26 protein-coding genes are annotated in these 24,382 nt (G+C 68.7%); 14 read left to right on the forward strand and 12 right to left on the reverse strand.

The window, feature by feature from the left end:
• The first annotated feature begins 84 nt into the window (after positions 1–84).
• Together ABZ382_RS22885 and ABZ382_RS22890 are read left to right on the forward strand one after the other, a co-directional pair.
• Positions 85–684 carry a TetR/AcrR family transcriptional regulator gene (locus tag ABZ382_RS22885; protein WP_357092035.1) on the forward strand — a complete coding sequence of 200 codons (600 nt, stop codon included), beginning with the start codon at positions 85–87 and terminating at the stop codon, positions 682–684.
• 103 nt (positions 685–787) lie between these two features.
• The gene (locus tag ABZ382_RS22890) at positions 788–2,413 is read left to right on the forward strand and encodes a peptide chain release factor 3 (protein ID WP_357092038.1); all 1,626 of its coding nucleotides are present in this window, start codon (positions 788–790) and stop codon (positions 2,411–2,413) included.
• 30 nt (positions 2,414–2,443) lie between these two features.
• On the opposite strand, the gene ABZ382_RS22895 is transcribed toward ABZ382_RS22890, so the two are convergent.
• Positions 2,444–2,965, reverse strand: coding sequence for a nuclear transport factor 2 family protein (locus tag ABZ382_RS22895; RefSeq protein WP_357092040.1), 522 nt, complete (start codon positions 2,963–2,965; stop codon positions 2,444–2,446).
• A gap of 83 nt (positions 2,966–3,048) precedes the next feature.
• Positions 3,049–3,936 carry an Abi-alpha family protein gene (locus ABZ382_RS22900; protein ID WP_357092043.1) on the reverse strand — a complete coding sequence of 296 codons (888 nt, stop codon included), beginning with the start codon at positions 3,934–3,936 and terminating at the stop codon, positions 3,049–3,051.
• Positions 3,937–4,283: 347 nt separating this feature from the next.
• On the opposite strand from ABZ382_RS22900, the gene ABZ382_RS22905 reads away from it, so the two are divergent.
• Complete coding sequence (locus ABZ382_RS22905; RefSeq protein ID WP_357092046.1) at positions 4,284–5,606, forward strand: hypothetical protein; 1,323 nt, start codon at positions 4,284–4,286, stop codon at positions 5,604–5,606.
• A complete protein-coding gene (locus ABZ382_RS22910) occupies positions 5,597–6,478 on the forward strand; it encodes an Abi-alpha family protein (RefSeq protein WP_357092049.1) in 882 nt (293 codons plus the stop codon). The genes ABZ382_RS22905 and ABZ382_RS22910 overlap by 10 nt, the downstream gene beginning before the upstream one ends.
• Positions 6,479–6,614: 136 nt before the next feature.
• Here the strand turns inward: ABZ382_RS22910 and ABZ382_RS22915 are convergent, their stop codons facing one another.
• The 3 genes from ABZ382_RS22915 to ABZ382_RS22925 all read right to left on the reverse strand — a co-directional run bounded on the left by ABZ382_RS22915 (position 6,615) and on the right by ABZ382_RS22925 (position 10,202).
• The gene (locus ABZ382_RS22915; RefSeq protein WP_357092052.1) at positions 6,615–8,423 is read right to left on the reverse strand and encodes an ABC-F family ATP-binding cassette domain-containing protein; all 1,809 of its coding nucleotides are present in this window, start codon (positions 8,421–8,423) and stop codon (positions 6,615–6,617) included.
• A 68-nt stretch (positions 8,424–8,491) separates the two neighbouring features.
• On the reverse strand, positions 8,492–9,430 hold the full coding sequence (locus ABZ382_RS22920; protein WP_357092055.1) for a 4-(cytidine 5'-diphospho)-2-C-methyl-D-erythritol kinase: 939 nt from the start codon (positions 9,428–9,430) through the stop codon (positions 8,492–8,494).
• Between the two features lie 19 nt (positions 9,431–9,449).
• Positions 9,450–10,202, reverse strand: a complete 753-nt coding sequence (locus ABZ382_RS22925) for an SDR family oxidoreductase (protein ID WP_357092058.1) — start codon at positions 10,200–10,202, stop codon at positions 9,450–9,452.
• A gap of 94 nt (positions 10,203–10,296) precedes the next feature.
• Between ABZ382_RS22925 and ABZ382_RS22930 the strand changes: the two genes are divergently transcribed.
• The 5 genes from ABZ382_RS22930 (at position 10,297) to ABZ382_RS22950 (ending at position 14,981) form a co-directional block, all read left to right on the forward strand.
• Positions 10,297–10,890, forward strand: coding sequence for a TetR/AcrR family transcriptional regulator (locus ABZ382_RS22930; protein WP_357092061.1), 594 nt, complete (start codon positions 10,297–10,299; stop codon positions 10,888–10,890).
• A 102-nt stretch (positions 10,891–10,992) separates the two neighbouring features.
• A complete protein-coding gene (locus tag ABZ382_RS22935; RefSeq protein ID WP_357092063.1) occupies positions 10,993–11,199 on the forward strand; it encodes a cation transporter in 207 nt (68 codons plus the stop codon).
• Positions 11,196–12,110 (forward strand): hypothetical protein, encoded by a 915-nt coding sequence (locus ABZ382_RS22940; protein ID WP_357092066.1) that lies wholly within the window; start codon positions 11,196–11,198, stop codon positions 12,108–12,110. Before ABZ382_RS22935 ends, ABZ382_RS22940 begins: the two co-directional genes overlap by 4 nt.
• The gene (locus ABZ382_RS22945) at positions 12,107–14,347 is read left to right on the forward strand and encodes a heavy metal translocating P-type ATPase (RefSeq protein ID WP_357092068.1); all 2,241 of its coding nucleotides are present in this window, start codon (positions 12,107–12,109) and stop codon (positions 14,345–14,347) included. Before ABZ382_RS22940 ends, ABZ382_RS22945 begins: the two co-directional genes overlap by 4 nt.
• A gap of 133 nt (positions 14,348–14,480) precedes the next feature.
• Positions 14,481–14,981, forward strand: coding sequence for an LpqN/LpqT family lipoprotein (locus ABZ382_RS22950; protein WP_357092070.1), 501 nt, complete (start codon positions 14,481–14,483; stop codon positions 14,979–14,981).
• On the opposite strand, the gene ABZ382_RS22955 is transcribed toward ABZ382_RS22950, so the two are convergent.
• Both ABZ382_RS22955 and ABZ382_RS22960 read right to left on the reverse strand, forming a co-directional pair.
• On the reverse strand, positions 14,982–15,176 hold the full coding sequence (locus tag ABZ382_RS22955; RefSeq protein ID WP_357092073.1) for a DUF397 domain-containing protein: 195 nt from the start codon (positions 15,174–15,176) through the stop codon (positions 14,982–14,984).
• Positions 15,166–16,059, reverse strand: a complete 894-nt coding sequence (locus ABZ382_RS22960; protein WP_357092076.1) for a helix-turn-helix transcriptional regulator — start codon at positions 16,057–16,059, stop codon at positions 15,166–15,168. The genes ABZ382_RS22955 and ABZ382_RS22960 overlap by 11 nt, the downstream gene beginning before the upstream one ends.
• A 425-nt stretch (positions 16,060–16,484) precedes the next feature.
• Here ABZ382_RS22960 and ABZ382_RS22965 point away from each other — a divergent pair, with 425 nt between their 5' ends.
• Both ABZ382_RS22965 and ABZ382_RS22970 read left to right on the forward strand, forming a co-directional pair.
• Positions 16,485–16,709: a hypothetical protein gene (locus ABZ382_RS22965; protein WP_357092078.1), complete on the forward strand. Its 225-nt coding sequence runs from the start codon at positions 16,485–16,487 to the stop codon at positions 16,707–16,709.
• 91 nt (positions 16,710–16,800) lie between these two features.
• The gene (locus ABZ382_RS22970) at positions 16,801–17,196 is read left to right on the forward strand and encodes a spore germination protein GerW family protein (protein WP_357092080.1); all 396 of its coding nucleotides are present in this window, start codon (positions 16,801–16,803) and stop codon (positions 17,194–17,196) included.
• Here ABZ382_RS22970 and ABZ382_RS22975 read toward each other — a convergent pair.
• The 3 genes from ABZ382_RS22975 to ABZ382_RS22985 all read right to left on the reverse strand — a co-directional run bounded on the left by ABZ382_RS22975 (position 17,155) and on the right by ABZ382_RS22985 (position 18,814).
• The gene (locus ABZ382_RS22975; protein ID WP_357092386.1) at positions 17,155–17,472 is read right to left on the reverse strand and encodes a chorismate mutase; all 318 of its coding nucleotides are present in this window, start codon (positions 17,470–17,472) and stop codon (positions 17,155–17,157) included. The two genes, ABZ382_RS22970 and ABZ382_RS22975, sit on opposite strands and share 42 nt — an antisense overlap.
• A 195-nt stretch (positions 17,473–17,667) precedes the next feature.
• The gene (locus ABZ382_RS22980; protein WP_357092083.1) at positions 17,668–18,246 is read right to left on the reverse strand and encodes a hypothetical protein; all 579 of its coding nucleotides are present in this window, start codon (positions 18,244–18,246) and stop codon (positions 17,668–17,670) included.
• A 46-nt stretch (positions 18,247–18,292) separates the two neighbouring features.
• Complete coding sequence (locus tag ABZ382_RS22985; protein WP_357092086.1) at positions 18,293–18,814, reverse strand: hypothetical protein; 522 nt, start codon at positions 18,812–18,814, stop codon at positions 18,293–18,295.
• Here ABZ382_RS22985 and ABZ382_RS22990 point away from each other — a divergent pair.
• Positions 18,813–19,208, forward strand: a complete 396-nt coding sequence (locus ABZ382_RS22990; RefSeq protein ID WP_357092088.1) for a VOC family protein — start codon at positions 18,813–18,815, stop codon at positions 19,206–19,208. The genes ABZ382_RS22985 and ABZ382_RS22990 overlap by 2 nt on opposite strands.
• Before the next feature lie 9 nt (positions 19,209–19,217).
• On the opposite strand, the gene ABZ382_RS22995 is transcribed toward ABZ382_RS22990, so the two are convergent.
• On the reverse strand, positions 19,218–20,426 hold the full coding sequence (locus ABZ382_RS22995) for an FAD-dependent monooxygenase (protein ID WP_357092091.1): 1,209 nt from the start codon (positions 20,424–20,426) through the stop codon (positions 19,218–19,220).
• Positions 20,427–20,519: 93 nt separating this feature from the next.
• Between ABZ382_RS22995 and ABZ382_RS23000 the strand changes: the two genes are divergently transcribed.
• Together ABZ382_RS23000 and ABZ382_RS23005 are read left to right on the forward strand one after the other, a co-directional pair.
• Positions 20,520–21,284, forward strand: coding sequence for a TetR family transcriptional regulator (locus ABZ382_RS23000; protein WP_357092094.1), 765 nt, complete (start codon positions 20,520–20,522; stop codon positions 21,282–21,284).
• Between the two features lie 444 nt (positions 21,285–21,728).
• On the forward strand, positions 21,729–23,321 hold the full coding sequence (locus ABZ382_RS23005) for a glycosyltransferase family 39 protein (protein WP_357092096.1): 1,593 nt from the start codon (positions 21,729–21,731) through the stop codon (positions 23,319–23,321).
• Positions 23,322–23,351: 30 nt separating this feature from the next.
• On the opposite strand, the gene rsmA is transcribed toward ABZ382_RS23005, so the two are convergent.
• A complete protein-coding gene (gene rsmA / locus ABZ382_RS23010) occupies positions 23,352–24,233 on the reverse strand; it encodes a 16S rRNA (adenine(1518)-N(6)/adenine(1519)-N(6))-dimethyltransferase RsmA (RefSeq protein ID WP_357092099.1) in 882 nt (293 codons plus the stop codon).
• Positions 24,234–24,382: the final 149 nt, after the last annotated feature.

Raw genomic sequence — 24,382 nt, forward strand, 5'->3', positions numbered from 1 at the left:
CGACGAATGTGTAGACAGTGTCTACTCGTACTTTTGTACCGGACGGACGTAGACACTGTCTACGAATGCTGGAGAATGTGACATATGACCACCGCCGAGCCCCCGCGCGAACCGGCCGAGCCCCTGCGCGAACGACTCGTCACCGCCGGAGTCGCCATGCTCGAAGAAGTAGGCGCGGCCGAGCTCGGACTGCGGGCCATCGCCCGCGAGGCGGGGGTGTCGCACGGCGCGCCCCGGCGGTACTTCCCCACCCACAACGCGCTGCTGGCGGCGGTCGCCGCCCGCGGCTACGCGGACCTGCGCACGGAAATCGATGCGGTGGGCGGGGATACGCCCGAGGAGCGGGTGCGCCGGAACTGCCTGGCCTACATCCGCTTCGCCACCGCGCGGCCGGAGATGTTCACCCTGATGTTCCGCCACGATCTGCTCGAGGGCGCGGGCGGGAACCTGCGGGTCACCTGGTCACTGCCCCTGTTCGACCGCTGGCGGCAGCTGGTCGCCGACTGCGCGGGCCCCGGCGCGGACGACCGGGCCGGCGAACAGGCCCTCGGCCTGTGGACCCAGCTGCACGGCATCGCGGTGGTGGTCGCCAACCGCAGTATCGAGGCGATCGCGCCTGGCATCGATATCGAGACGCTGGTCGGACGGGCCGTGGCCCGGCATCTCGCCCCGGACCCGGACTGACCTCCGGTTCGAGGGCCCCATCGGGCCGGACCGGCCGGTCGGGGCGGGGGGCCGGTCGCGTACCCTGGTTCGGTTGCCTCGTCCGCACATAAGGAGTCCCCCCGTGAGTTCCCCGACTGCCAGCGCGACCTCAGCTACCGCCGGTCGGCTGGCCGGTGAGGCGGCGCGGCGGCGCACCTTCGCGGTGATCTCCCACCCGGACGCGGGTAAGTCCACGCTGACCGAGGCGCTGGCCCTGCACGCCAAGGTGATCTCCGAGGCGGGCGCCATCCACGGCAAGGCGGGCCGCAAGTCGACCGTCTCCGACTGGATGGAGATGGAGAAGGCGCGCGGTATCTCCGTCAGCTCCACGGCCCTGCAGTTCGAGTACGGCGAGTGCGTCATCAACCTGGTGGACACCCCCGGCCACTCCGACTTCTCGGAGGACACCTATCGCGTGCTCACCGCGGTCGACGCCGCGGTCATGCTCATCGACGCCGCCAAGGGCCTGGAACCGCAGACGCTCAAGCTCTTCCAGGTCGCGCGCGATCGCGGCATCCCGGTCATCACCGTCATCAACAAGTGGGACCGCCCGGGCCAGGCGCCGCTGGAGCTGCTCGACGAGATCGTCGACCGCATCGGCCTGACCCCCACCCCGCTGTTCCTCCCGGTCGGCATCGCCGGCGACTTCCGCGGCCTGCTGCGCCGCGGCGAGGAGGGCGCGGCCACCGAGTACATCCACTTCACCCGCACCGCCGGTGGCGCGACCATCGCCCCGGAGGAGAGCTACAGCCCCGAGCAGGCCGCCGAGCGCGAGGGCGAGGCCTGGACCACCGCCGCCGAGGAGAGCGAACTGCTCTCCGCCGCCGGGCAGGACCACGATCAGGAACTGTTCCTGGCCGGGCACACCTCGCCGGTCATCTACGCCTCCGCCATGCTGAATTTCGGTGTGCGCCAAATCCTCGAGACCCTCGTCGAGCTCGCGCCGCCGCCGCGCGGGCGCACCGACATCAAGGGCGAGCCGCGCGATACCACCGCGCCGTTCAGCGCCGTCATCTTCAAGGTGCAGGCGGGCATGGACACCGCGCACCGCGACCGGCTGGCGTTCATGCGCATCGTGTCCGGCGAATTCGAGCGCGGCATGGTGGTGACCCACGCCCAGACCGGGCGGCCCTTCGCCACCAAATACGCGCTGACCGTGTTCGGCCGCGAACGCACCACCGTCGACACCGCCTACCCGGGCGACGTGGTCGGCCTGGTGAACGCGACCGCACTCGCCCCGGGGCACACGCTCTTCGTGGACAAGAAGGTCGAGTTCCCGCCGATCCCGTCCTTCGCGCCCGAGCATTTCGCCTCGCTGCGCGCCAAGACCGCGGACAAGTACAAGCAGTTCCGCAAGGCCATGGATCAGCTCGACTCCGAGGGCGTGGTGCAGGTGCTGCGCAACGACGCCCGCGGTGAGCAGTCGCCGGTGCTGGCCGCGGTCGGTCCCATGCAGTTCGAAGTCGTCACGGCGCGAATGCAATCCGAGTTCAATGTCGAGACCCAGCTCGACCATCTGCCGTTCCAGCTGGCGCGGCGCACCGATGCCGAATCGGCCGCGGAGCTCAGCCGGCAGCGCGGCGTCGAGGTCTTCATCCGGACCGACGGCGCGATCCTGGCCCTCTTCAGCGACAAGTGGCGGTTGCAGTACATCGCCAAGGAGATGCCGAAGCTGACCCTCGAACTGCTGGTCGCCGGAACGGAATAGGACTCCGTCGGCTTCGGGCGGAGGGGGTGTTCAGCCCATCGTGCCGGAGCCGTCCGAGCTGGGTTCGACGCGGGGCGTGTCGGCGGGATCGCGCGCGATCAGGCCCCAGCGGCTGGAGGTCAGGCGCAGACTCGGCAGGTCCGAGAGCGAGAGCACGACCTCGTAGGTGCGTTCGTAGCCGGTGTGCGCGATGCGCCACTGCCCGTCCTCGCAGCGCACGTATCTATCGGTATAGAAGGCCGCGCCGCGGAGGAGCATGTTGTGGCCGGGGATGAGCACGGTGTCGGCCAGGTACCAGGTTCCGGTCGCCTCGTCGCCGTCGACATCGATTTCCGGGTGGTCGCAGCGGTGTTCGGTGATGACGTGCGGGCCCAGCGTATTGCGCATGAAGGCGAGGAAGGCGTCGCGCGATTCGAACTGGAGGTACTCGCTGTAGGTAGCGGTGGCCTCCGGAATCATGGTGTCGGCGAACTCCTCCCACGCCTTCGTGTCGAGCGCGCGCAGGTAACGGAACTTCAGCCGGCTGATCGCCGCGACGGCATCGGAATCCATACCTTCAACAATCCCATCAGGTACGGGAAAGCTGAGGAAATCGGCACGGATATGTACCGGATCGCTATCAGCCGGATACCGAGTCAGTTGTTGATGGTGAAGCAGGTGCTGCAGAAGTCCTCGCCGAATTCGGTCAGGCGCAGGCTCTTTCGAACGATCTTGGGGACTCGACCGGCCTTTTTCAGCGCCTGCTCGACGACGGGCTGCACTTCCAGCACCATGTATCGCGACAAAACGACCGGATCTTCCGAGGTCATAGTGAGACCGAGGCGGCTCAAATTGATCAGGTAGTGCCGCGCGCGGTCCGGGTAGCGAACGCCGGACTGCTCCGGAACCGAGGTCAGATCCCCCGCGACCAGCTCCGACCCGATGCCCAGCGGCCGGTTGGTCCGCACATCCACCGACGGCTGCGGGCCCTGCAACGCCATGAATCGCAGGATCCGGGCCTCGTCGGGGGCGAGCTGATCGAGGATGCGGTCGTAGGCCGGGTGCACGGCCTCGGTGAAGTAGACGTCGGCCGAGCGAGCCAGCAGCGCGTCGCCGCGGCGGCGCAGATCCTCGGTGGTGCCCGAGCGGACCAGACCGCCGCCGTTGGCGATGGCCTGCTGCGGCGCGCCCATGGGAGTCGGTACGTAGCTGACGATCTCGCGGACCGAACCTTCGGTGACACCGAGCGCGCTGCGCGCGATCGACCGCAGCGCCGCCCCCGTGCGCTCGGCGATATCGGCCGAGGACTCGCCGTCCAGCGCGGCCTGGGTCAGCTGTTTGGTGATCTCGAAGCTGGTGCCGACCGCCCACTCGGTCCCCCGCACCGCGGTACCGGCCGCCAGCCCGGCGGCCCGGAAGACCCCGCGGATCAGGCGGGCCTCATTGCTGATCTGCCGCTGCTCCACATCGGAACTGCGTTCCACGGCACGAGGTCCCGGACGGGTCACGTCCTGCCCCGGGATCCTGTCTTCCGCCACGTCCATCTCCGAATACGCCAGGTGAACCGAATGTCCACAGATTATTGCCCCCGACGGACCTGCGGGCACGTCGAACCCGCGAGCCTGACGAGGTTACCCCAGCCCACGTCCGCCGAGTAACGACGCACATGACCCCCAACACGAACGATCTGAGAACGATATGGATGTGGTCTCCGCCATTCTCGTGGTCCCATCAAGAGAGAGGAACATCGAGCCCGCGCAGTGTGACCGAGATCTCCGACCCAGACACTCTGCGGCTGGACTCACTTCCTGAATAGCCAGTAAGGTCCGAACCGCCGATGGGGTAGTCAACGCCGACGGCGGTGCGTTGCGGGTCGGCAGGAGGGTGTCGCGTGCTAGAGAGTGTCTTCGGGGTGCGTCCGACCCTCCTATTGGAATTGATCACGATTCCGCTGTTCACGGGCGTGATCGGCTATATCACCAACTGGACCGGCGTGCTCATGCTGTTCAAGCCGATCCGGTTCCACGGATTCCGGCTGCCCGGTTTGGCGGCGGTGTTTCCTTTGCTGCCCAAGCGGATTCAGGTGCTGCCGCTGCTGCAGTACGACGGGCGGATCGGCTGGCAGGGGATCGTGCCGTCGCGCGCCGACAAGATGGCCAGCATCGCCGTCGACAAAGGGCTGGCGAAACTCGGGAGTGTCGCGGATTTCTATCGCGAACTGGAACCGGACAAGCTTGCTGAACATTTTGTTGAAATTGCCGATCTTCAGATTCGAAGCATTGTCGAGGACATCCTCAAACGCGAACATCCACAGCTCTGGTACAACCTGCCGACAGGTGTGCGGGAGATGGTCCACAACCGCGTGCGGGAACAGTTGCCGGATATTCTCCGGGAACTCACCGATGAACTCGGCAAGAACATCGATCAGCTGCTGGACGTCAAGTCCATGACCATCCGCTACTTCCAGGCGCGGCCGCAGATGCTGAATTCCGTGTTCCAGGTGCTGGGCGCCAAGGAACTGCGATTCATGCAGAACTTCGGCTTCTACTTCGGCGCTCCGATGGGTCTGGTGCTGGTCGGAATCCTGCACTGGACGCACTGGTCGTCGCTGGTGGTGCTGCCGGTCGGCGGGGTGATCATCGGCTGGGTGGTCAACTGGATCGGCATCAATCTGATCTTCGAGCCCGCCTATCCCAAGTGGTGGTGCCCGTGGCGGCAGGGCCTGCTGATCAAGCGGCAGGACGAGATCACCGAGGGTTACGCGGCGCTGGTGGCCAGCGAGATCATGACCGTCGCCAATATCGGCGACGAGCTGCTCAACGGCCCGCGCGCCGACCGCACCATGCAGATGCTCACCGACACCCTGCGCCCGGCCGCCGACCGCGCGCTCGGCCCGGCCCGCTCGGTGGTCAAGTTCGCCCTGGGCAGCCGGGAGTACGACACCCTGCAGGACACCCTCACCAACGAGGCGATGACCATCGCGCCCATCGCCTTCGCCGACCCCGCGTTCAACGCGCAGCAGGGTGTGCAGGTGCAGGAGTACATCGCCAAACAAATGTCGGCGCTGCCCCCGCCGGAGTTCGTGGACATGCTGCGTTCGGCCATCAAACAGGACGAATGGCTTTTGTTCGTCCATGGCGGCGCGCTGGGGCTCTTCGCCGGTTACGCTCACCTCCTGATCTTCGGAACAGGAGTCGCCACCACATGGATATGACCGAATCCTCCTCTGGCGAGGACGATCCCGCCGATCCCTCCACCGTCATCGCTGTTCGCGAGTCCGCGCCGCTGCCGGTGCCGGTGGATTCGAGTGAGCGGCGGGGTTCGGCCGGACCGGTGCGCGCCGCCACGGGAGTGGTTCGGGTGGCCGTGTCGGCGGCGGTGGAGGCCAGTTTCTGGAGTCTGCACACCGCGCTCGGCGTGACCTCGGTGGTGCTGCGCGGCAGCATGGCCGGGCAACCGCCGCGCGAGATCCTCTCCGACGCCGGCGCGCAGGTGCGGCATTCGGTCCGGCAGGCGCTCGGCGTGCCCGTGCCCGACGACCTCGACGCCGCACCCGATTCCGGGCACACCGCGCTGCTGCGCGCCCGCGGCGCGGAACTGCTGCGCCGGTCCGCGGACTTCCACGCCGAGGACGACACCCACCACCACACCGCCTACTCGCGCATCCTGGGCGAACTCGCGCCCGACGAGGCGCGCATCGTGCGGCACCTGTACCTGGACGGGCCGCAGCCCGCGGTCGAGGTGAAGACCGGACGCAGCTCCTATCGCGGCGTGTTCAACCTGCTGGGCGAGGACGCGGCCCTGCGCTACCCCAACCGGATCGACGAGTACCTGGCCAATCTGGATCGGCTCGGGCTGCTCGACGTGACCCGCGAAGCGCTGGGCAACCCCAACCGGTACCAGCTGCTCGAGGCCATGCCGGAGGTGCGGCGACTGCTCAAGCGGGCGAGCTTCGGCACCAAGGTGCTCTACCGCACCGTCGAATTGACCTCGTTCGGTGCGGGTTTCGTCCGCACCTGCCTGCCGGTTCCGTCCCTGGACTCCCCCGCCTCCCCGGGACTTCAGCGGGCGGCCGGGGAGCCGTAATACGCCTCGCATCCGTACCTGCGTCAGGTGACGAACCAATTTTGGACGTACCCGGCGAGTTACCCCGACCGTTGCGAAACCAGTTGTCGCCCTGGCATACGCCACCACCGCGAGAGACGATGAGGACGGTCGTAGCTCAGGCGTCTTCGGCCAGTTCCAGCCAGCGTTCTTCGGTCGTTTCCTTCTCGGCCTGCACCTGCTTCAACTCTGCGCCCAGCTTGACCAGCTTGTCCGGCTCGGTGGCCGCTTCGGCGAGCGCCGCGTGCAGCTTCTTCTCGCGATCGGTGAGCTTCTCCAGCGCGCGTTCCAGTTTGGCGAGTTCCTTGCGGGCGGCGCGGTAGGCGGCCGAATCCGTGGCCGGGGCAGCGGAATTCGCGGCGGCGGCCGGGGCGGCGGAGCGGGCCGGGGTGGCCGGGCCGCCGCTCAGCGCGGCGCGTTTGCGCAGGTATTCCTCGATGCCGCCGGGGAGGTTGGTGAGCTTGCCGTCGCCGAACAGCGCCCAGGTGGTGTCGCAGATGCGCTCGATCAGGTAGCGGTCGTGGGAGATGACCACCATGGTTCCGGCCCAGCCGTCGAGCATGTCCTCGAGCTGCTGCAGGGTGTCGATATCGAGGTCGTTGGTGGGCTCGTCGAGCAGCAGCACGTTCGGCTCGGCCATCAGGATGCGGGTGAGCTGCAGGCGGCGGCGCTCGCCACCGGACAGGTCGCGGACCGGGGTGCGCTGTTTGGCCGGGGTGAAACCGAGCCGCTCGGCCAGCTGACCGGCGCTGATCTCCTTGTCGCCCAGCATCATTCGCTGCGCCACGTCCTGCACGGCCTCCAGGACGCGCATGTCCAGCGGCAGATCGTCGAGTTCCTGGCGCAGCCAGCCGATCTTGACGGTCTGGCCCTGGATCCGCTTGCCGGACTGCAGGTCCCGCTCCCCCGCGAGCGCGCGCAGCAGACTGGTCTTGCCGGAGCCGTTCACGCCGACCAGGCCGACGCGCTCGCCGGGCGCGAGCCGCCAGGTCAGGTCCTTCACCAGTTCCCGGCCGTCCGGGAGGGCGAGGGTGGCGTCCTCGAGCTCGATCACCACGCGGCCCAGGCGCTTTCGCGCGAAGGAGGCCAGTTCCACGGTGTCGCGCGGGGCGGGGACATTGGCGATCAGGGCCTCGGCGGCCTCGATCCGGTAGCGCGGCTTGGAGGTGCGGGCGGGCGCGCCGCGACGCAGCCAGGCCAGTTCCTTGCGGGCCAGGTTCTGACGGCGGGCCTCGCTGGCGTCGGCCTGGCGGACGCGTTCGGCGCGGGCGAAGATCCAGTCGTTGTAGCCGCCGTCGTAGGTCTCGACCTTGCCGCCCTGCACTTCCCAGGTGCGGGTGGCGACGGTGTCGAGGAACCAGCGGTCGTGGGTGACGACCACCAGCGCGCTGCGGCGTTCGATCAGGTGCTCGGCCAGCCACTGCACGCCCTCGACGTCGAGGTGGTTGGTGGGCTCGTCGAGGACCAGCAGGTCGAGGTCGCGGACCAGGGCGGCGGCCAGCGCGGTGCGGCGGCGCTCGCCACCGGAGAGATTGGCGACCGGGGTGTCCAGACCGAGGTCGGCGATGCCGATGCCCTCGACCACGGAACGGATGCGGGGGTTGGCCGCCCATTCGTGTTCGGCGACACCGTCGGTGCGCTGATCCTCGGCCAGACCCGCGAGGACCACGTCACCGACAGTCGCGTCGTCGGGCAGAACTCCACGCTGGGTGACGACCGCCATCCGCAGGTAACCGACCTGGCTCACCCGTCCGGAGTCGGGCTTCTCGAGACCTGTCAGCACTTCCAGCAGCGTCGTCTTGCCGCCGCCGTTCATGCCGACGACACCGATCCGCTCCCCCTCCTGAACCCCGAGGGACACCTTGTCGAGCAGCGGCTTGACGCCGAAGCTCTTGGAGACGGTTTCCAGGTTGATCAGGTTGGCCACGGGATCCTCTACGACGGTCGATTGCTTGCCCTGAGCAAGCCTACCGAGCAGCCATGACCGTCCTTCGGTCAGCGCTTGGCGGCATCCAGCGGATCGGTGATGCGGCGCGCGCCCGGAACCGGGCCGTGGGCGGTGCGGACGCTGCGGGCGACGCCGGCGCCCGCGAGCTCGGCGGCGACGGCGACCGCGGCCTCCTCGCTCTCGCACAGGAAGGCGCAGGTCGGGCCGGAACCCGAGACGATGCCCGCCAGGGCTCCCGAGGTGACGCCGGCCCGCAGGGTGCGGCGCAGGTCGGGCTTGAGCGAGAGCGCTGCGGCCTGGAGGTCGTTGCCGAGCAGCGGCGCGAGCTGGGTCGCGTCGCCGGAGGCCAGGGCCTGGAGCAGGTCCTCGGGGCTGCCGAGGCGCGGCGGGTCACCGGCCTCGCGCAGGCGGTCGAGTTCCTTGAAGACGGCCGGGGTGGACAGTCCGTCCTTGGCCAGGGCCAGCACCCAGTGAAAGGTGTTGCGGGACAGCACCGGAAGCAGCTTCTCGCCGCGGCCGCGCCCGAGCGCGGTGCCGCCGTGCAGGGAGAACGGGACATCGCTGCCGAGTTCGGCTGCGATATCGGACAATTCGGCCCGGCTGAGGCCGAGCTCCCACAGGTCGTTCAACCCGACCAGGGCCGCGGCGCAGTCCGCGCTGCCGCCCGCCATCCCGCCGGCCACCGGAATCCCCTTGGTGATCCCGATTTCCACCAGCGGCGCCCGGCCCGCCTGATCGGCGAGCCGGACCGCCGCCTGCCAGACCAGGTTGGTGCGGTCGGTGGGGACCTCGTCGGCGCCCTCGCCGGTCACCTTGACCCGCATGGCGGCGGCCGGCGCGATCTCCAGATCGTCACTGAGCGAAAGGGCTTGGAAGACGGTGGTGAGGTCGTGGTACCCGTCTTCGCGCAGGTCACCCACCCCGAGGTGCAGATTCACCTTCGACGGGGCACGCACGATCACGGGGCTCGGCACAACTGACAGCACCCGCCAAGCCTAATGGTGCTCAGAGCAGCGCACCGCCCGTGGCGTCGATCCACTGGCCGGTGACCCAGCGGCTGTCGTCCGAGGCCAGGAACGCGACGATATCCGCGATCTCGGCGGGCTCGGCCACGCGATTCAGTGGCGACTTCGCCGATACCGCCGCCATGGTCGCGTCGTTGCGTAGCCAGTCGGCGTTCATGTCGGTGTCCACCACGCCCGGCGCCACCGCGTTGACGGTGATGCCGCGCGCGCCGACCTCCTTGGCCAGCACCGAGGTGAAGGAATCGATCGCGCCCTTGGTCATGGTGTACGCGAGCAGTTCCGGCATGCCGGCGCCGCGGGTGAGCCCGGTGGAGACGTTGACGATGCGCCCGCCGTCGCGCAGCCGGTCCAGGCCCAGTTTGGTGACGAAGAACGGGGATTTCGTATTGACGGCGAAGACCCGGTCGAAGGCCTCCTCCGAGGTACCCCCGATGGGTTCCCGGACGCCGTCGGTGCCCGCATTGTTGACCAGGATGTCCAGGCCGTCGGCGTGGGCATCGAAGGCGGTCCACAACGCGGCGGCGTCGCCGGGCACGCCGAGGGTGGCGGCGAACGCGAAGGCCTGGCCGCCCGCGGCCTCGATGCTCGCGACGGTCTCCTTGGCGGCGGCCGCGTTGCCGTTGTAGTGGACGCCGACCCGCGCGCCGTCGCGGCCGAGGCGCTGTGCGATGGCGCGCCCGATTCCGCGTCCGCTGCCGGTGACCAGTGCCGTCTTGCCGGAAAGTGCGCCCATGACCTTGTCCTTCGCTCGTCGGCCACATTCTCTAGTGACCGTTACAGAATGGGACCGTAACACATTGTGTAGCGGTCGTTATAAAATCGCTGGCATGGCCACACAAACCCGGGGTCGCCCCCGCTCGTTCGACCGCGACGCCGCCCTCGACAAGGCGGTGCGGCTGTTCTGGGAGCGCGGTTACGAGGCCACCTCGGTGAGCGACCTCACCAAGGCGCTGCACATCGGCGCACCCAGCCTGTACGCGGCGTTCGGCGACAAGCGAAAACTGTTCGACGAGGTGCTCGCCGCCTACGGTGCGAGCTACGGCGGCTTCGCGGCCCGCGCGTTCACCGAGGAACCGACCGCCCGCGCCGCGGCGGAGCGCACCCTGCGGGAGGCCGCGGACGAGTACACCCGCCCCGGGCAGCCACCCGGCTGCCTGGTTATCCACGCGGGCACCAACACCACCAATCATGAAGTGCTGCAACTACTTCAACAGTTGCGCAACGACAACATCGACGGCTTCGAACGACGGATCCGCGAAGACATGGCCGCCGGACGACTGCCCGCCGACACCGACGCCCGAGCCCTGGCCCGCTACACCGGAGCGATCTTGCAGGGCATGTCCCAGGCCGCGCGCGACGGCGCGGACCGCGACGAACTCGAGCGAGTCGCCGCTTTGGCCATGCTGGCCTGGCCCGCGTGAATTTCTCGGACCAACCGCTTGCGTCAGGTACCCATGGGGGGTATGTTTCTCTGTGTCGGGGATACCCCCTCACCGTATGAGAAGCGAGCGAAGGAGACCACCATGGCCACCAGCACCTACACCGTCACCGGGATGACCTGCGGCCACTGCGTCGGTTCGGTGCAGAAGGAGATCGGCAAGATCGACGGCGTCACCAGCGTGGATGTGGATCTCGCCAGCGGTCTGGTCAAGATCGAGTCGGCTGCCGAGCTCGCCGACGCCGATGTGATCGACGCCGTCGACGAAGCGGGTTACGAGGTGGCCAGGTGAACGATCGACTGAAGTTCGCCGCCTTCGGTGGCGGACTGGTCGTCTTGTTCGGAGCCGCGCTCGGCATCGGCGCCCTGGTGGGCGACCGGTCCGGCGCGGCCCCGGCCGAGGCCGCCGATCACTCCCAGCACGAGACCGCCGCGCCGACCGGCCTGCAGGACAGCCTCTCCGGCTACACCCTCGGTGAGATCAGCGCCCCGGCCACCCCCGATCAGCAAGGCGCACTGCGCTTCCGGATCACCGGACCGCAGGGCACCGTCACGCGATACGACAATCTCCACGACAAGGACCTGCACCTGATCGTGGTCCGCTCGGACGCGAGCCAGTTCCGGCACGTGCATCCCACCCGGGCCGCCGACGGCACCTGGTCGCTGGACTGGAAGTGGGCCGCGCCCGGCAGCTACCGGGTGTTCGCCGACTTCTCCCCCGCCGGCGGGCCCGGCGAACTGGTCCTGAGCCGCACCGTCGCGGTGGCGGGCAATGTGACCGACAAGCCGCTGCCGCCGGTCTCCAGGACCGCCGACGTGGACGGGTACCGGGTCACCCTCACCGGTGATCTGACCACCGCGGGCAGCGAACTGACCTTCGGTGTCACCCGGGACGGCAAGCCGGTGACCGACCTGCAGCCCTACCTCGGCGCCTACGCGCACCTGGTAGCCCTGCGGGCCACGGACCTGGCCTACCTGCACGTCCACCCCGAGGGCGAGGTCGGCAAGACCGCCCCCGGCCCCGACGTCGCCTTCCACGCAGCCGTTACCTCCCAACCGGCGGCGCCCAGCGACGGAAAGTACCGCCTGTACCTGGACTTCCAGCACGGCGGCGCGGTCCACACCGCGGAATTCACCGGCGAAGCATCCACCGCCGCACCCGCTTCGGGTGCGCCCGCATCACACGGAGGAGGTCACTCATGAGCGCCCCGGCTCCCGAGCGTTCGATCGAACTCGATATCGGTGGAATGACCTGCGCCTCCTGCGCTTCCCGGATCGAGAAGAAGCTCAACCGGATCGACGGCGTCACGGCGTCGGTCAACTACGCGACCGAGAAGGCCAAGGTCAGCTTCCCCGACTCGGTGACCGCCGACGACCTGATCGCCAAGGTCGTCGACACCGGCTACACCGCGGCCGTGCACCACACCGAACCGGTGAAAACCGAGGCGGCCGAGACCGATTCGGCCCCGTCGGCCGCGGATCTGTTGCGGCACAAGCTGCTGGTGACGCTCGCGCTGGCGGTCCCCGTGGTCGCCATGGGCATGTTCCCGGTCTTCCAGTTCACCAACTGGCAGTGGCTCTCGCTCACCCTGACCGCGCCCATCGTGGTGTGGAGCGCGTCCCAGTTCCACCGGGCCGCGTGGGTGAACGCCAAGCACGGCGCGGCCACCATGGACACGCTGATCTCGCTGGGCACGCTGGCGGCGTTCAGCTGGTCGGTGTACGCCCTGTTCTGGGGCAATGCCGGAATGCCCGGCATGAAGCACCCGTTCAGTTTCGCCATCGAGCGCGGTGATTCGTCCTCGGCGCTGTACTTCGAGGTGGCGGCCACCCTGGTCACGGCCATTCTCGCGGGCCGCTATTTCGAGGTGCGGTCCAAGGAGAAGGCCGGGTCCGCGCTGCGGGCGCTGCTGGAGCTGGGCGCGAAGGACGTGTCGGTGCTGCGCGGCGGCGTCGAGACCCGGATTCCCATCGGCGATCTGCGGGTCGGCGAGGAGTTCCTGGTCCGTCCCGGCGAGAAGGTCGCGACCGACGGCGTTGTGGTGAGCGGCAATTCGGCGCTCGACATGAGCATGCTGACCGGTGAGTCGGTGCCGGTCGAGGCGGGTCCCGGCGATCAGGTGGTGGGCGCGACCGTGAACGCGGGCGGTCTGCTGACCGTGCGCGCCACCCGGGTCGGCGCGGATACCCAACTGGCGCAGATGGCTTCGCTGGTCGAGGACGCGCAGAACGGCAAGGCGCCCGTGCAGCGGCTGGCCGATCGGGTGGCCGGCGTGTTCGTGCCGATCGTCATCGCGATCGCGGTGGCGGCGCTGGGCTTCTGGCTCGGCACCGGCGCGGCGGTGGCGACCGCGTTCGGCGCGGCCGTGGCGGTGCTGATCATCGCCTGCCCGTGCGCCCTCGGTTTGGCCACGCCCACCGCGCTGCTGGTGGGCACCGGGCGCGGCGCGCAGCTGGGCATCCTGATCAAGGGCCCGCAGGTGCTGGAGTCGACCCGGCGGATCGACACCGTGGTGCTGGACAAGACCGGCACCGTCACCACCGGCAAGATGACGCTGGCGGAAGCGATTTCGGCGTCCGGCGTCGACGCCGACGAGCTGCTGTCGGTGGCCGCGGCCGTCGAGCACGGCTCCGAGCACCCGGTCGCCAAGGCCGTGGTCGCCGGTGCCGCCGAGCGTGGACTCGACACCGAGCAGGTGGACCAGTTCGTCAGCCACGGCGGTAAGGGCGTGCAGGGTCTGGTCGGCGAGCGGGCCGTGGTCATCGGGCGCAACGAGCTGATGGCGGACTGGTCGATCACGGTGCCGGAAGTCCTGGCGGACGCCAAGACTCGCGCCGAGCAGGCCGGGCAGACCGCCATCGTGGTGGCCTGGGACGGACAGGCGCGCGGCGTGCTGGTCATCGCCGACGCCGTGAAACCGACCAGTGCGCAGGCGATCTCGGAGATGAAGGCGCTCGGTCTCACCCCCGTGCTGCTGACCGGCGACAATGCCGCCACCGCCCGCACCGTGGCCGATCAGGTCGGCATCTCGGAGGTCATCGCCGAGGTGCTGCCCAGCGACAAGCTGGACGTGGTGAAGAAGCTGCAGGACGAGGGCAAGGTGGTCGCCATGGTCGGCGACGGCGTCAATGACGCGGCCGCCCTGGCCCAGGCCGATCTGGGTCTGGCCATGGGCACCGGCACCGATGTCGCCATCCAGGCCGCCGACCTCACCCTGGTCCGCGACGATCTGCGGGCGGTGCCCACCTCGATCAAGTTGTCCCGCGCCACCCTGCGCACCATCAAGGGCAACCTGTTCTGGGCGTTCGGCTACAACGTGGCGGCCATCCCGCTGGCCGCCGCCGGCCTGCTGAACCCGATGCTCGCGGGCGCCGCCATGGCGCTGTCCAGCGTGTTCGTGGTCAGCAACAGCCTGCGGCTGCGCCGCTTCCAGGGCTGAGCCCGGATGGCCGACCGCGACGGGCCGCTCGAATCAGACGATTCGAGCGGCCCGTCGCGGTCGTGGTCCTGCGCTTCGCTGTCATCGTGTTGAATGTCGGGTGTCCACCGCCGCCCCCTCTCGAGGAGCTTCGTTGACCACCATCGCCGAATACCTGGCCTCCGCCCAGATCCAGGCCGCCCCGGTCGACCCCGCGGCCCCCGGCGCGCCGAAGGTCACCGTCGGCGTTCCCGAAGGCTGGCAGCAGGTCCCGCCGCAGATGTTCCCCGGCTCCTTCGGTGTCTGGACCCAGCCGCCGGTGGACGGCTGGGCCGACAACGCGGTCCTGCTGGTAGCGACCTTCTCCCCCGCCGTCGACGCCGCCGAACTCCTCACCCACGCCTTCGCCGATGCCCGCCAGCTTCCCGCGTGGAAGGACATCGACACCGACATCGCGGACTACGACGGCCTCCCGTCGGCCGCGATCACCGGCACCTACGAGGTCCAGAACCTCACCCTGTGGGCCTACAACCGCTACATCATCGTCGACTCCGACAAGGGCCAGTACCTGGTCCAGCTCACCATCACCACCCGCAACGACAGCGACGGCAGCGCCCCCACCACCATCCTCCAGGGCCTGTCCATCTCGGCGTAGCTACCGCTCCCACACCCCACCGGCGAGAAACCGATCCCACTGCTCGCCGGTGAACACCAACACGGGCCCACCGGGGTCCTTGGAATCACGGACCCCGACCCCGCCCCGGCGCAGGAATGCGACCTCGACGCATTCCTGACCGCCGCCGGATCGACTGGACTTGAACCATTCCGCCTGGGACAGTTCATCGTTCACTTTCGAATCTCCTCGCCATTTCCCGCAGCAGCGACCGGCTGATATCAGCCCCGAGCGCGGCATCCGTCAACGTCCGGTGTGCCGCACGGTACCTGTCGACGTCGCCTCGCTCTTCGAAATACATTCCGCCGGTGTAATTCTCGGCGAAGACGACGGTAGGTTCCACGCCGCCACGCGAATCCACCGCGAAATCGAGGATCACGAACGGAGCCATCCCGACTCCGAGCGGAAGGCCGGTGCGGAACGGCAGCACCCGGATCGAGATGTTCTCGGCCGTCCCCAGGTCGGCGAGGTGCCGCAGTTGGGCGGTCATGATCTGCGGGGAACCCACCACGGTGCGGAGCACGGCTTCGTGAACCACGACATCGGCTTTGGCGGGGTTGCGTTTCCGCTGGAGAATGGCCTGTCGGCGGATACGGAGTTCGATCCGGCGGTCGATTTCCGCGGGACTCTCGTGTGGAAAATAGGCACGGTCCATCGCGCGGGCGTACTCGGCGGTCTGAAGTAGCCCGGGTACCACCAGTGGCTGGTAGAAGGAAAGTCCGGCCGCCCCGGCTTCCAACCCGAGATAGACATTGAACCCGGCCGCGATCAGATCGGTGAACGGGTACCACCACGATCGCGTACTCGCCTGGGCCGCAAGTTTCTTCATGACTTCGGTGCGCTCGTCGGACAGACCGTAGAGCTGGCACAGATCAGCCACCTCGCGGGTACGGACCCGTTCGGCCTGCCCCTTCTCGACCCGCCCGAGCGTGGACTTGCCCCACTCCATATGTTTCGCGGCCTGCTCGAGGGTGAGACCCAATCCCTCCCGGGCCTCGCGAAGCGCGCGGCCGAGCTGGCGGCGCGGCAATGTCGAACCGGCACTGTGATCTTCGGACAACGGCTACCCCCTTGGTCCACTACGGCCCTGAGGTCTTCCCATTCCGGGAACCAGGGTACGACCCTCCCGGGCTGGGAACTGCGGGTTCGCAGAATTTCCACGGGTTCCCCCGGGGTGTGCGGTGCGACCCGCCGTGCCCGGTGACGCTCACCGCATCACCGATGACAAGGAGGGACCGTAATGCCCTGGGACGCATGGGCCCTGATGACCATCGCCGCCCTCTGCGGTGGCGTGATCGTGTGGTCGTGGTGGGGCTTCCACCTCGAGAACCGCAGCGCCACCGCCGACCACCTCCGCCTCCCGACCATTACCGGCGGATTCCTCGAAGTCCCCAGCCGCCCCGACCTACCAACCGGTCGCCACCGCCGGAACCGAAGCCGCTCGCGCTCAAACCATCCCCAGCCATCCACACAGGAGATTCACCCATGACCCCCGCCGAGGTGGCCGTTCTCATCGCACTCAGCCCCGACCGCACGCTCTCCGCCGCCCAAGTTCAGGTCGCCGCGACGCTTACCACCTGGCGTGCGCGCAACGCCTTGGCTCACCTGGAATCCCGTGGCCTGATCGTTCCCGGTCACCCGCGCGGGCGCTGGCGGATCACCCCGCGCGGCCGCGCGGCTCTCACCTCGAAAGCGAGCCGATTCGGTTGACCAGGCAGGGCTCGGCGGCGGGTGGTGGAGGAATCGGCCGGTCGGGGAGGCGGACTCGGCGGTCGTGTCCGGTTGGCGGAACAATGGCGGGATGGATTTCGAGGATGTGGGCGGGTCTGCCACGCGGTTGATGGAGGAGCTGGTCGATCGGCTCGGGGAGAAGGCCCGCGCGTCAGTGGTTTTCGGGGATCCGATTACCAGTGACGGGGTCACGATCGTGCCGGTGGCTCGGGCGGGGTTCGCGTTCAGCGTCGTACCCGGTCGCGGTTCCGCCGGCGACGAGGTCGTCGACGGCGGGGGTTCGGGCGGCGGGATGGAGATGCGGCCGTTGGGATTCATCGAAATCCGGGACGGCTCAGCGCATTACCGCCCGCTCCCCGCCCGGTGGACCGGCGTCGCCCTGCCACTGGCCGGGATCGCCGCCGGTCTCCTCGCACCGTCCCTATTACGCGCCGGACGCCGCCTCTACCGGGCCCGGCGCGGCTGAACCGGCCACCTCACCCGCGACGAGCGCGCGGTGGCGCTGCTGCTCGAGTTCGATGAATCCGTCGATCAGGGTGTTGTAGACCCGCTCGACCAATGTCGGCTCGACGCCGTGGCGCACCGCCAGCTCGCGGAGGCGGACCATCATCCGCACACGGCGGTCGGGGGCGCGGACCTCGTGGTCGTTGCGTTTGAACGTGGCGGCGCGCATCACCAATTGCTGCCGGGCGCCGAGCAATTCGATGATCCGCGCATCGATCGCGTCGATCTCGCCGCGCACTTCTTCCAAGGACATGAATCCGGACCTCTCATTTCGAGGCCGCCGACGCGTCAGCCGAGTGACGCGAGACGCGTCGACCACCGCACCGGCAGCCGACACACACGCAAGTCAGAGCCGCCGAAACCTCGGCTGCCACCATGACTGCGTCATCAACATCACTCGGCCATCAAACCACAGGTCGGCGGCGGCCGCCGATCAGTCGAGGTCGTCGAAGGTTTCGATATCGGTGCGGAACGATCCCCCGTCGGCGGGCGCGATCAGGACGACGAAGTCCGGGAGGGCGGTGGCGGTGGCGTCGCCCTTGTCGTCCGTCGCGCCGGGTTCCGCTTCCCAGTCGATCAGGTGGACGGTCACGGCGTACGAGCCTGCCGGAAGGTCGATTTCGGTCGGCTTCATGTCGGCCACCGTGGACTCTTCCTCATCGAACGAGCCGACCTCCTCGATTCCACTGACCTTGGCGACGCCCGTGGATACGAACAGATAGGGCTCGGAGGAGTTCAGCGCGTACTCCCGCTCACGCTCGGTGAGCTCCCCCGCCGCACCCTGCCGCACCAGCACCCCGAATCGCCCGTCGGACAGAATGTTCAGCGGCACCATCCGACCCACGCGAATGTGCTCGATGACCGGTTCGTCATCCAGCAACTCCACTTCCCAGCTGTCGTAATCCACGACATGGGTGAACGCGGCCGGATCCCACAGCGCGAGCATCCCCGAACCGGTGACCGCGGTGAACACCCGCTCGCTCGACACATCGACCGACAATCTCGAACTCATGCCCGTCAGCATGGCAGGCCCCACCGACAGTTCGCGATATCACCCACTACCGCAACGGAATTGGCCCAGGGTGCAGGCACAGGATCGTGGCGATCGGGAACACGATCAGCGGGGTGGAGAAGACGACGCTGGGCGGGGTGGAGTGATAGAAGGCATCGATCGGGATCCATGCCAGAACGGCCGCGAAGGACTGCCCCAGCAGAACGAGCCATGCTCCGGCCAGGAGAAGGTAGCGACCGGAGGTGTTGCCGCGCAGGAGGAGCACCGCGCCGGACATCAGCAAGGCGGCGACCAGGAGGAAAGCGAGCATGAGGAAGGCCAGCAGGCTGTCGGCGGTGACCTCGGCACCACCGAGGGTCAGATACTCGGCGTCCTGCCACTTGCCTTCCCGCGACTGCATCCAGGACCCGAAGGCTCCCATCATCCACAGCAGCGCACCGGGGATCGCCAGCCACGCGGCCACCCGGTACCGGGTCCTCCACGACTCGCCCCACACCCGTGCCCATTCGGCCATCGACACCGACGACATCGCTCCCCCTTCGCCGAACATCGCGTAGATTCCGACCATGCCCCTGGGACACCTCGGCGTCAATGTCACCGATCTCGATGCGGCACGACAGTATTACGACCAGTTGATGCCGCTGATCGGCTACGACAGGCTGCTGGCCGACGATACGCAGTTCGCGTACTGGCCCGCGGACGGCAAGGTCGGCACCTATCTGTTCTTCTACCCGGCCCCGGAGCCGGGCTACTCCCCCGGGCGCGCGGGTCTTCAGCATCTCGCGTTCATGGTCCCCACCCGCGCCGATGTGGACCGGGTGCACGACTGGGCCTCGGGGCGCGGCGACGAGATCATTCATCCGCCCCAGTCCTTCCCGCAGTATCCGCCGCCGTACTACGCCACGTTCTGGCGCGGGTACGACGGCGTCATGCTGGAAGCGGTGTGCCACAAGGACCGGTGAGCCGGGCCTTCACTTGGCGGTATCGGCTGCCGGCTCGTAGTCGGGGAGCCGGTCGGTGGCCTTCGGGGACATGATGCGCTCCATGCCGGACATCGACTCGAGCAGCGGCAGGCGAGTGACGGTGTTGCGCACGGCCATCCCCAGCCGGGTCTTCGGCACCATCAGCCGGAGGTTGGGTCCGACCTGTTGTTTGCGGGTGATCAGCGGGCGGTGCGACCGCTCGTACCGGTCGAAGGCGATCCGGTGGTCGCCGCCGGCCGCCGCCAGCTCTCCGGCGAGCCGGTAGGCCCCGATCAGGGCGATCTCCGCGCCCGCGCCCGACACCGGGGAGGCGCAGTAGGCCGCGTCGCCGACGAGGACGACCCGCCCGCTGGACCACGAGTCCATGCGGACCTGGCCGAGCGCGTCGATGTAGGCGTCCGGGTCGGCGAGCACCCCGGCGAGCAATCCCGGTACGTGCCAGTCGTTCTCGTCGCCGAACTCGGCGGACAGCAGGGCGCGGGCGGCCTGCTGGTCGCGCAGGTCGATGTCGCGCCGGGGGCTGCGGAACATGAAGTAGGCCTTGGCCTGCGGGTGGTTGCCCGATCGGTAGACGCCGGCCATGCGGCCGGGGGTGTTGAACATGGTGACCCAGCGGTCGGGGCCCAGCTCCGCGTCGGCATTGCCGAAGGCGAAGTAGTGGTCCATGAAGCGCACGTGGTCCGATTCCGGCCCGAAGGCCAGTTTGCGCACCGTGGAGTGCAGGCCGTCGGCGCCGACCACCAGGTCGAAGCGGCGGGCGGGTCCGTTCGCGAAGGTGACGGTCACACCGTCGTCGTCCTGATCCAGCGCCGTGATGGCGTCGTCGAAGCGGTATTCGACTGTGCCGGCGGTGACGTCGTGCAGAATCCGCACCAGGTCGCCGCGCATGATCTCCACCTCGGCGCTGCCGTTCTCGTTCTTGATGCCCTCGATGTCGATGCGGGAGATCTCGCGGCCGTCGGCGCGGACGAACCGCATGCCGACCACGTCGGCCGCCGCCTCGCGCACCCGCGGCAGGATGCCCATCTTCTCGACGACCTCGATCGCCTGGTCTCGAATGTCCACGCCCTGGCCGCCGGTCCGCAGCCGCGGCGCCCGCTCGACCACGGTCGGCCGGAACCCGTGGCGGGCGAGCCAATACGCCAGGGCCTGGCCCGCGATCCCGGCGCCGGAAATCAGAATTCGCTCGTTCGACATGACTACCATCCATATCTCAAAAATACTGACCAACGGTCAGTCTCGACGGTAAGCCACTGACCGCTGGTCAGTCAATGGGTAGGGTGCTGGGACATGACCGACGACTCACGGGCCCGAATCCTGCGCACCGCGCTCGCGCTGTTCGTCGAACGCGGGTATCACGCGGTATCGGTGCGGGAGATCGCCGAGCAGGTCGGCCTGACGAAAACCGCCGTGCTCTACCACTTCCCGAGCAAGAGCGACATCGTCGCCGCCCTGGTCGAGCCCTTGCTGGCCGAGACCGAAGCCCTGCTCGAAGCAGTCCAGAGCCTCCCGGACTCGACCGAGCGGCAGTGGGCCGTAGTGGAAGGACTCATCGACACCTGGTTGCGGCACGCGCAGGTGCTGCGGATGCAGCTGCACGACGAGGCGCTGTCCGCCGACAACGCGACCTACGCGCGGCTGCGCGACATCGCGCTGGCCGCCCAGGAGGTGATCGCCGGACCGGATGCCGACTTCGCCGAGCGGGTGCGGGCCACACAGGTGTACGCCGCGCTCAGCGACCCGGTGGTCATCTTCGCCGACCATCCCGAACCGGAGCTGCGCGCCGCGATTCTCGCGGGCGCGCAACAACTCCTGAACACGCCGCCACCCCGGCGCACCGCCACCCCCGCCCGAGCGCCCGAGACGCCGCGCCGCCGTCCGGCCCGGGGCCGTCCCGGCGCGATGACCTCGGCGATGGTGGCCTCCGCCCAGCGCATGCGGGATTCGGGCGACCACACCGTCGACGAGATCGCCGCCGAGCTGGGCGTGTCCCGCGCGACCGTCTACCGGTATCTCGCCATGCCCGCCGGCGACGGCACCGAGACAACATCGTGAGACATTTTTGAGACACACTCGCGGTTCCGTGCGACGAGATCGCGCCGCCCGCAGGCACGCCCGAATGGCGCATGTGCGACTTGTCTCATTTGAGACAAATCGGCACGGGCTGAGCGCGGTCACTTTCGCACGATCAGTGGCCGCGCACCGGTGGCGGGAATCCGCGAGAGCCCCGGTTCGGCACCGGCGTTTACGGTGTTCAGCGGCCGTTCACAGGGGTAGCTGGAGGGGTGCTGAGGACTGTCCGGCAGGGCTGGTCGAGACACCGCGAGGAGGGGGCGAACCCGGGCGCCGGGAGGCGAGTTGCTGCGGAGGGGGCGGCAAGCCCCTGAAAGTTCGGGGCGACTGCAAGGGGGGTTTGCGGATATTCTGCTGCGTGATCGACGCCCGGCCTTGCCGACTTTCGGTTTCGCCGGGCGTTTTTGTGTTCCCTGGGAGGGCATAGTGTCAACCACCGAAGTGGCGCCGGAGCCGGTCGCCGTCGAGCCGGTCGCCGATCGGCGGGTGCATCCGTTCGCGTGGAAGGGCGTCCTGGCGGTCTCGCTGGGGTTCGCCGCCGTGCTCGGCCTCCCCGCGGCTCGGATCAACTACTTCGGCGACGAGCTGTACTTCTTGGCGGCCGGGCGACGGCTCGCCTGGGCCTACCCGGATCAGGGTCCGCTGGCGCCGTTCGTGGCGCACGTGATGGATCTGATCGCCCCGGGTTCGGTGCTGGCGCTGCGCATTCCGGCGCTGCTGCTGATGGCCGCCGCCGCGGTCGTCGCGGCCGCCACCGCCCGGGAGCTGGGTGCGAGCGCGCGGTATCAGGTGCTGGCCGCGACGGCGTACGCGGTGTCACCGCTGGCCTTCAACCAGATGCAGCTGATCACGCTGACCTTCGACATCCCCTTGCAGGCGGCCATCATCTGGCTGCTCTTCCGCTGGGTGCGCACCCGGCAGGACTACCTGCTGATCGTCGCCGGCGTGGCCGCCGCGCTGGCGTTCCAAGCGAAATGGATGATGCCCGGCGTGTGGGCGCTGCTCGGCCTGGGCGTGCTGATCGCGGGCCCGCGCGAATTGCTGCGCCGCCCGGCGCTGTACGTCGGCACCGCGATCCTGACGCTGTCGATGGTCCCCGGCATCGTGTGGCAGGTGCAGCACGGCTGGGTGGAATCGCAGATGACCGAGATCATCGCCCAGGAGCAGTACGCCGCCAATACCGGTCCGCTGATCTGCGCGATCGAGATCGCCGTCCAGTGCGGTCTGCTCGGCGGCCTGCTGAGCATCTTCGGCCTGTGGGGCCTCACCCGGCTGGAGGCGTTGCGCCCCTACCGTTTCGCGCTGATCGCGGGCCTGGGCCTGCTGATCATCGTCCTGGTCGAGAACGGTCGCTCCTACTACGTGGCGGGCTTCTGGCCCGCCCTGGTCGGCGCGGGCGCGTTCGCGTTGAGCACGGTCGAGGCGCGAAAGCAGATCAGCAAGTGGGTCAATGCCGTGGCGGTGCTGTCGGCGGTCATGTTCACGGCGTGGATGGCCTCGATCCCGGTTCCCTACAGCTGGGAGTGGGCGCGCGACTTCACCGGCATCGACAAGCCGATCACCGACCAGGCCCAGTACTGGCAGCGTGAATCGCTCACCGGCCCGGCCGGATACGAGACCTTCACCAAGGCGGTCGCCGACGCGGTGGCCGGACTGCCGGAGGCCGAGCGCACCGACACGGCCGTGGTCGCCGCCGCCTACGTGCAGGCCAGCGCACTGGAGGAATTCGGCCGCGACTACAACATGCCGCCGGTGTTCAGCCCGAACCGCGGCTTCGGCTACTTCGGCCCGCCGTCGGACTCCTACCGCACCATCGTCTACCTGTCGGTGGACGGCGTGGGTGACAAGGACTTCCTGGCCCAGTTCGACTCCACCACCGAGGTCACCAAGATCAACGACCCGAACGGCCTGCCCGGCCTGGAGCGCCTGATGACCGTCTACGTGTGCCGCGAACCCAAGCACCCGTGGGCCGACGTGTGGTCGGGCCTGCAGACCCTCACCTTCCCCAGCGGAATCTGAGAGTCTCCGGACTCGGCCGGCTGCGGGGAGTCAGCCTTGTTGAGCCAAACGAACGAAAGCGGCGGTATCGAGCGTCTCACCGCGCGCGGTGGGCGCGATACCGGCCGCGGTGAGACGGTTCTCGGCCTCGGCGGCCGAGCCCGCCCAGCCCGCGAGAGCCGCGCGCAGGGTCTTGCGGCGCTGCGCGAAGGCCGCGTCGACGACCGTGAACACCTTCTGCCGGAAGGCCTCGTCCTGCGGCCAGGGCGCGACATCGAACCGGTCGATGCGCACCAGCCCGGATTCCACCTGCGGCACCGGCCAGAAGATCTGGCGGCCAACGGTTCCGGCGCGCCGCACGCTGCCGTAGAAGCCCGCTTTCACGCTGGGCACACCGTAGATACGCCCGCCCGGCGTGGCCGACAACCGATCCGCGACCTCGAGCTGCACCATGATCAGAGTGGTTCGGATACTGGGGAATTCGGCCAGCAGGTGCAGCAGCACCGGAACCGCGACGTTGTAGGGAAGATTGGCCACCAGCGCGGTCGGCTCGGCCGGCAGGTCGGCGTGCGCGACCTTCATGGCGTCCATGGGCACCACGGTCAACCGGTCCGCGAGCTCCGGGGCGCGGGCGGCGACCGTCTGCGGCAGGTGGGTGGCCAGCGTCGGGTCGATCTCGACGGCGACGACCCGATCCACCACGTCCAGCAGAGCCAGGGTCAGCGAGCCCAGCCCGGGCCCGACCTCGAGCACGGTGTCCTCGCGTCCCACACCCGCGGTGGCGACGATGCGGCGCATGGTATTGGCGTCGTGCACGAAGTTCTGCCCGAGCTGCTTGGTCGGGCGAACCCCGAATCGCTCGGCCAGCTCACGCACTTCGGCGGGGCCCAGCAGGGCGGCTTTTCCACGACCGGCGGTTTCGGGTTCCGACATTCTGGAAAACCTATCAAGCTGCGTGGATCACTCGCGCCGACACCCCGGTCAGGACGCGGCGGAGCCGCTTTCAGCGGGTCCGGCGGGGATAGCATGGACGACCGGAACGCCCAGCACACCGTCGATCGCCAGGCGGCGAGCTGGACCAC

The sequence above is a fragment of the Nocardia sp. NPDC005825 genome (genome assembly GCF_040630175.1).
GTDB lineage: Bacteria > Actinomycetota > Actinomycetes > Mycobacteriales > Mycobacteriaceae > Nocardia.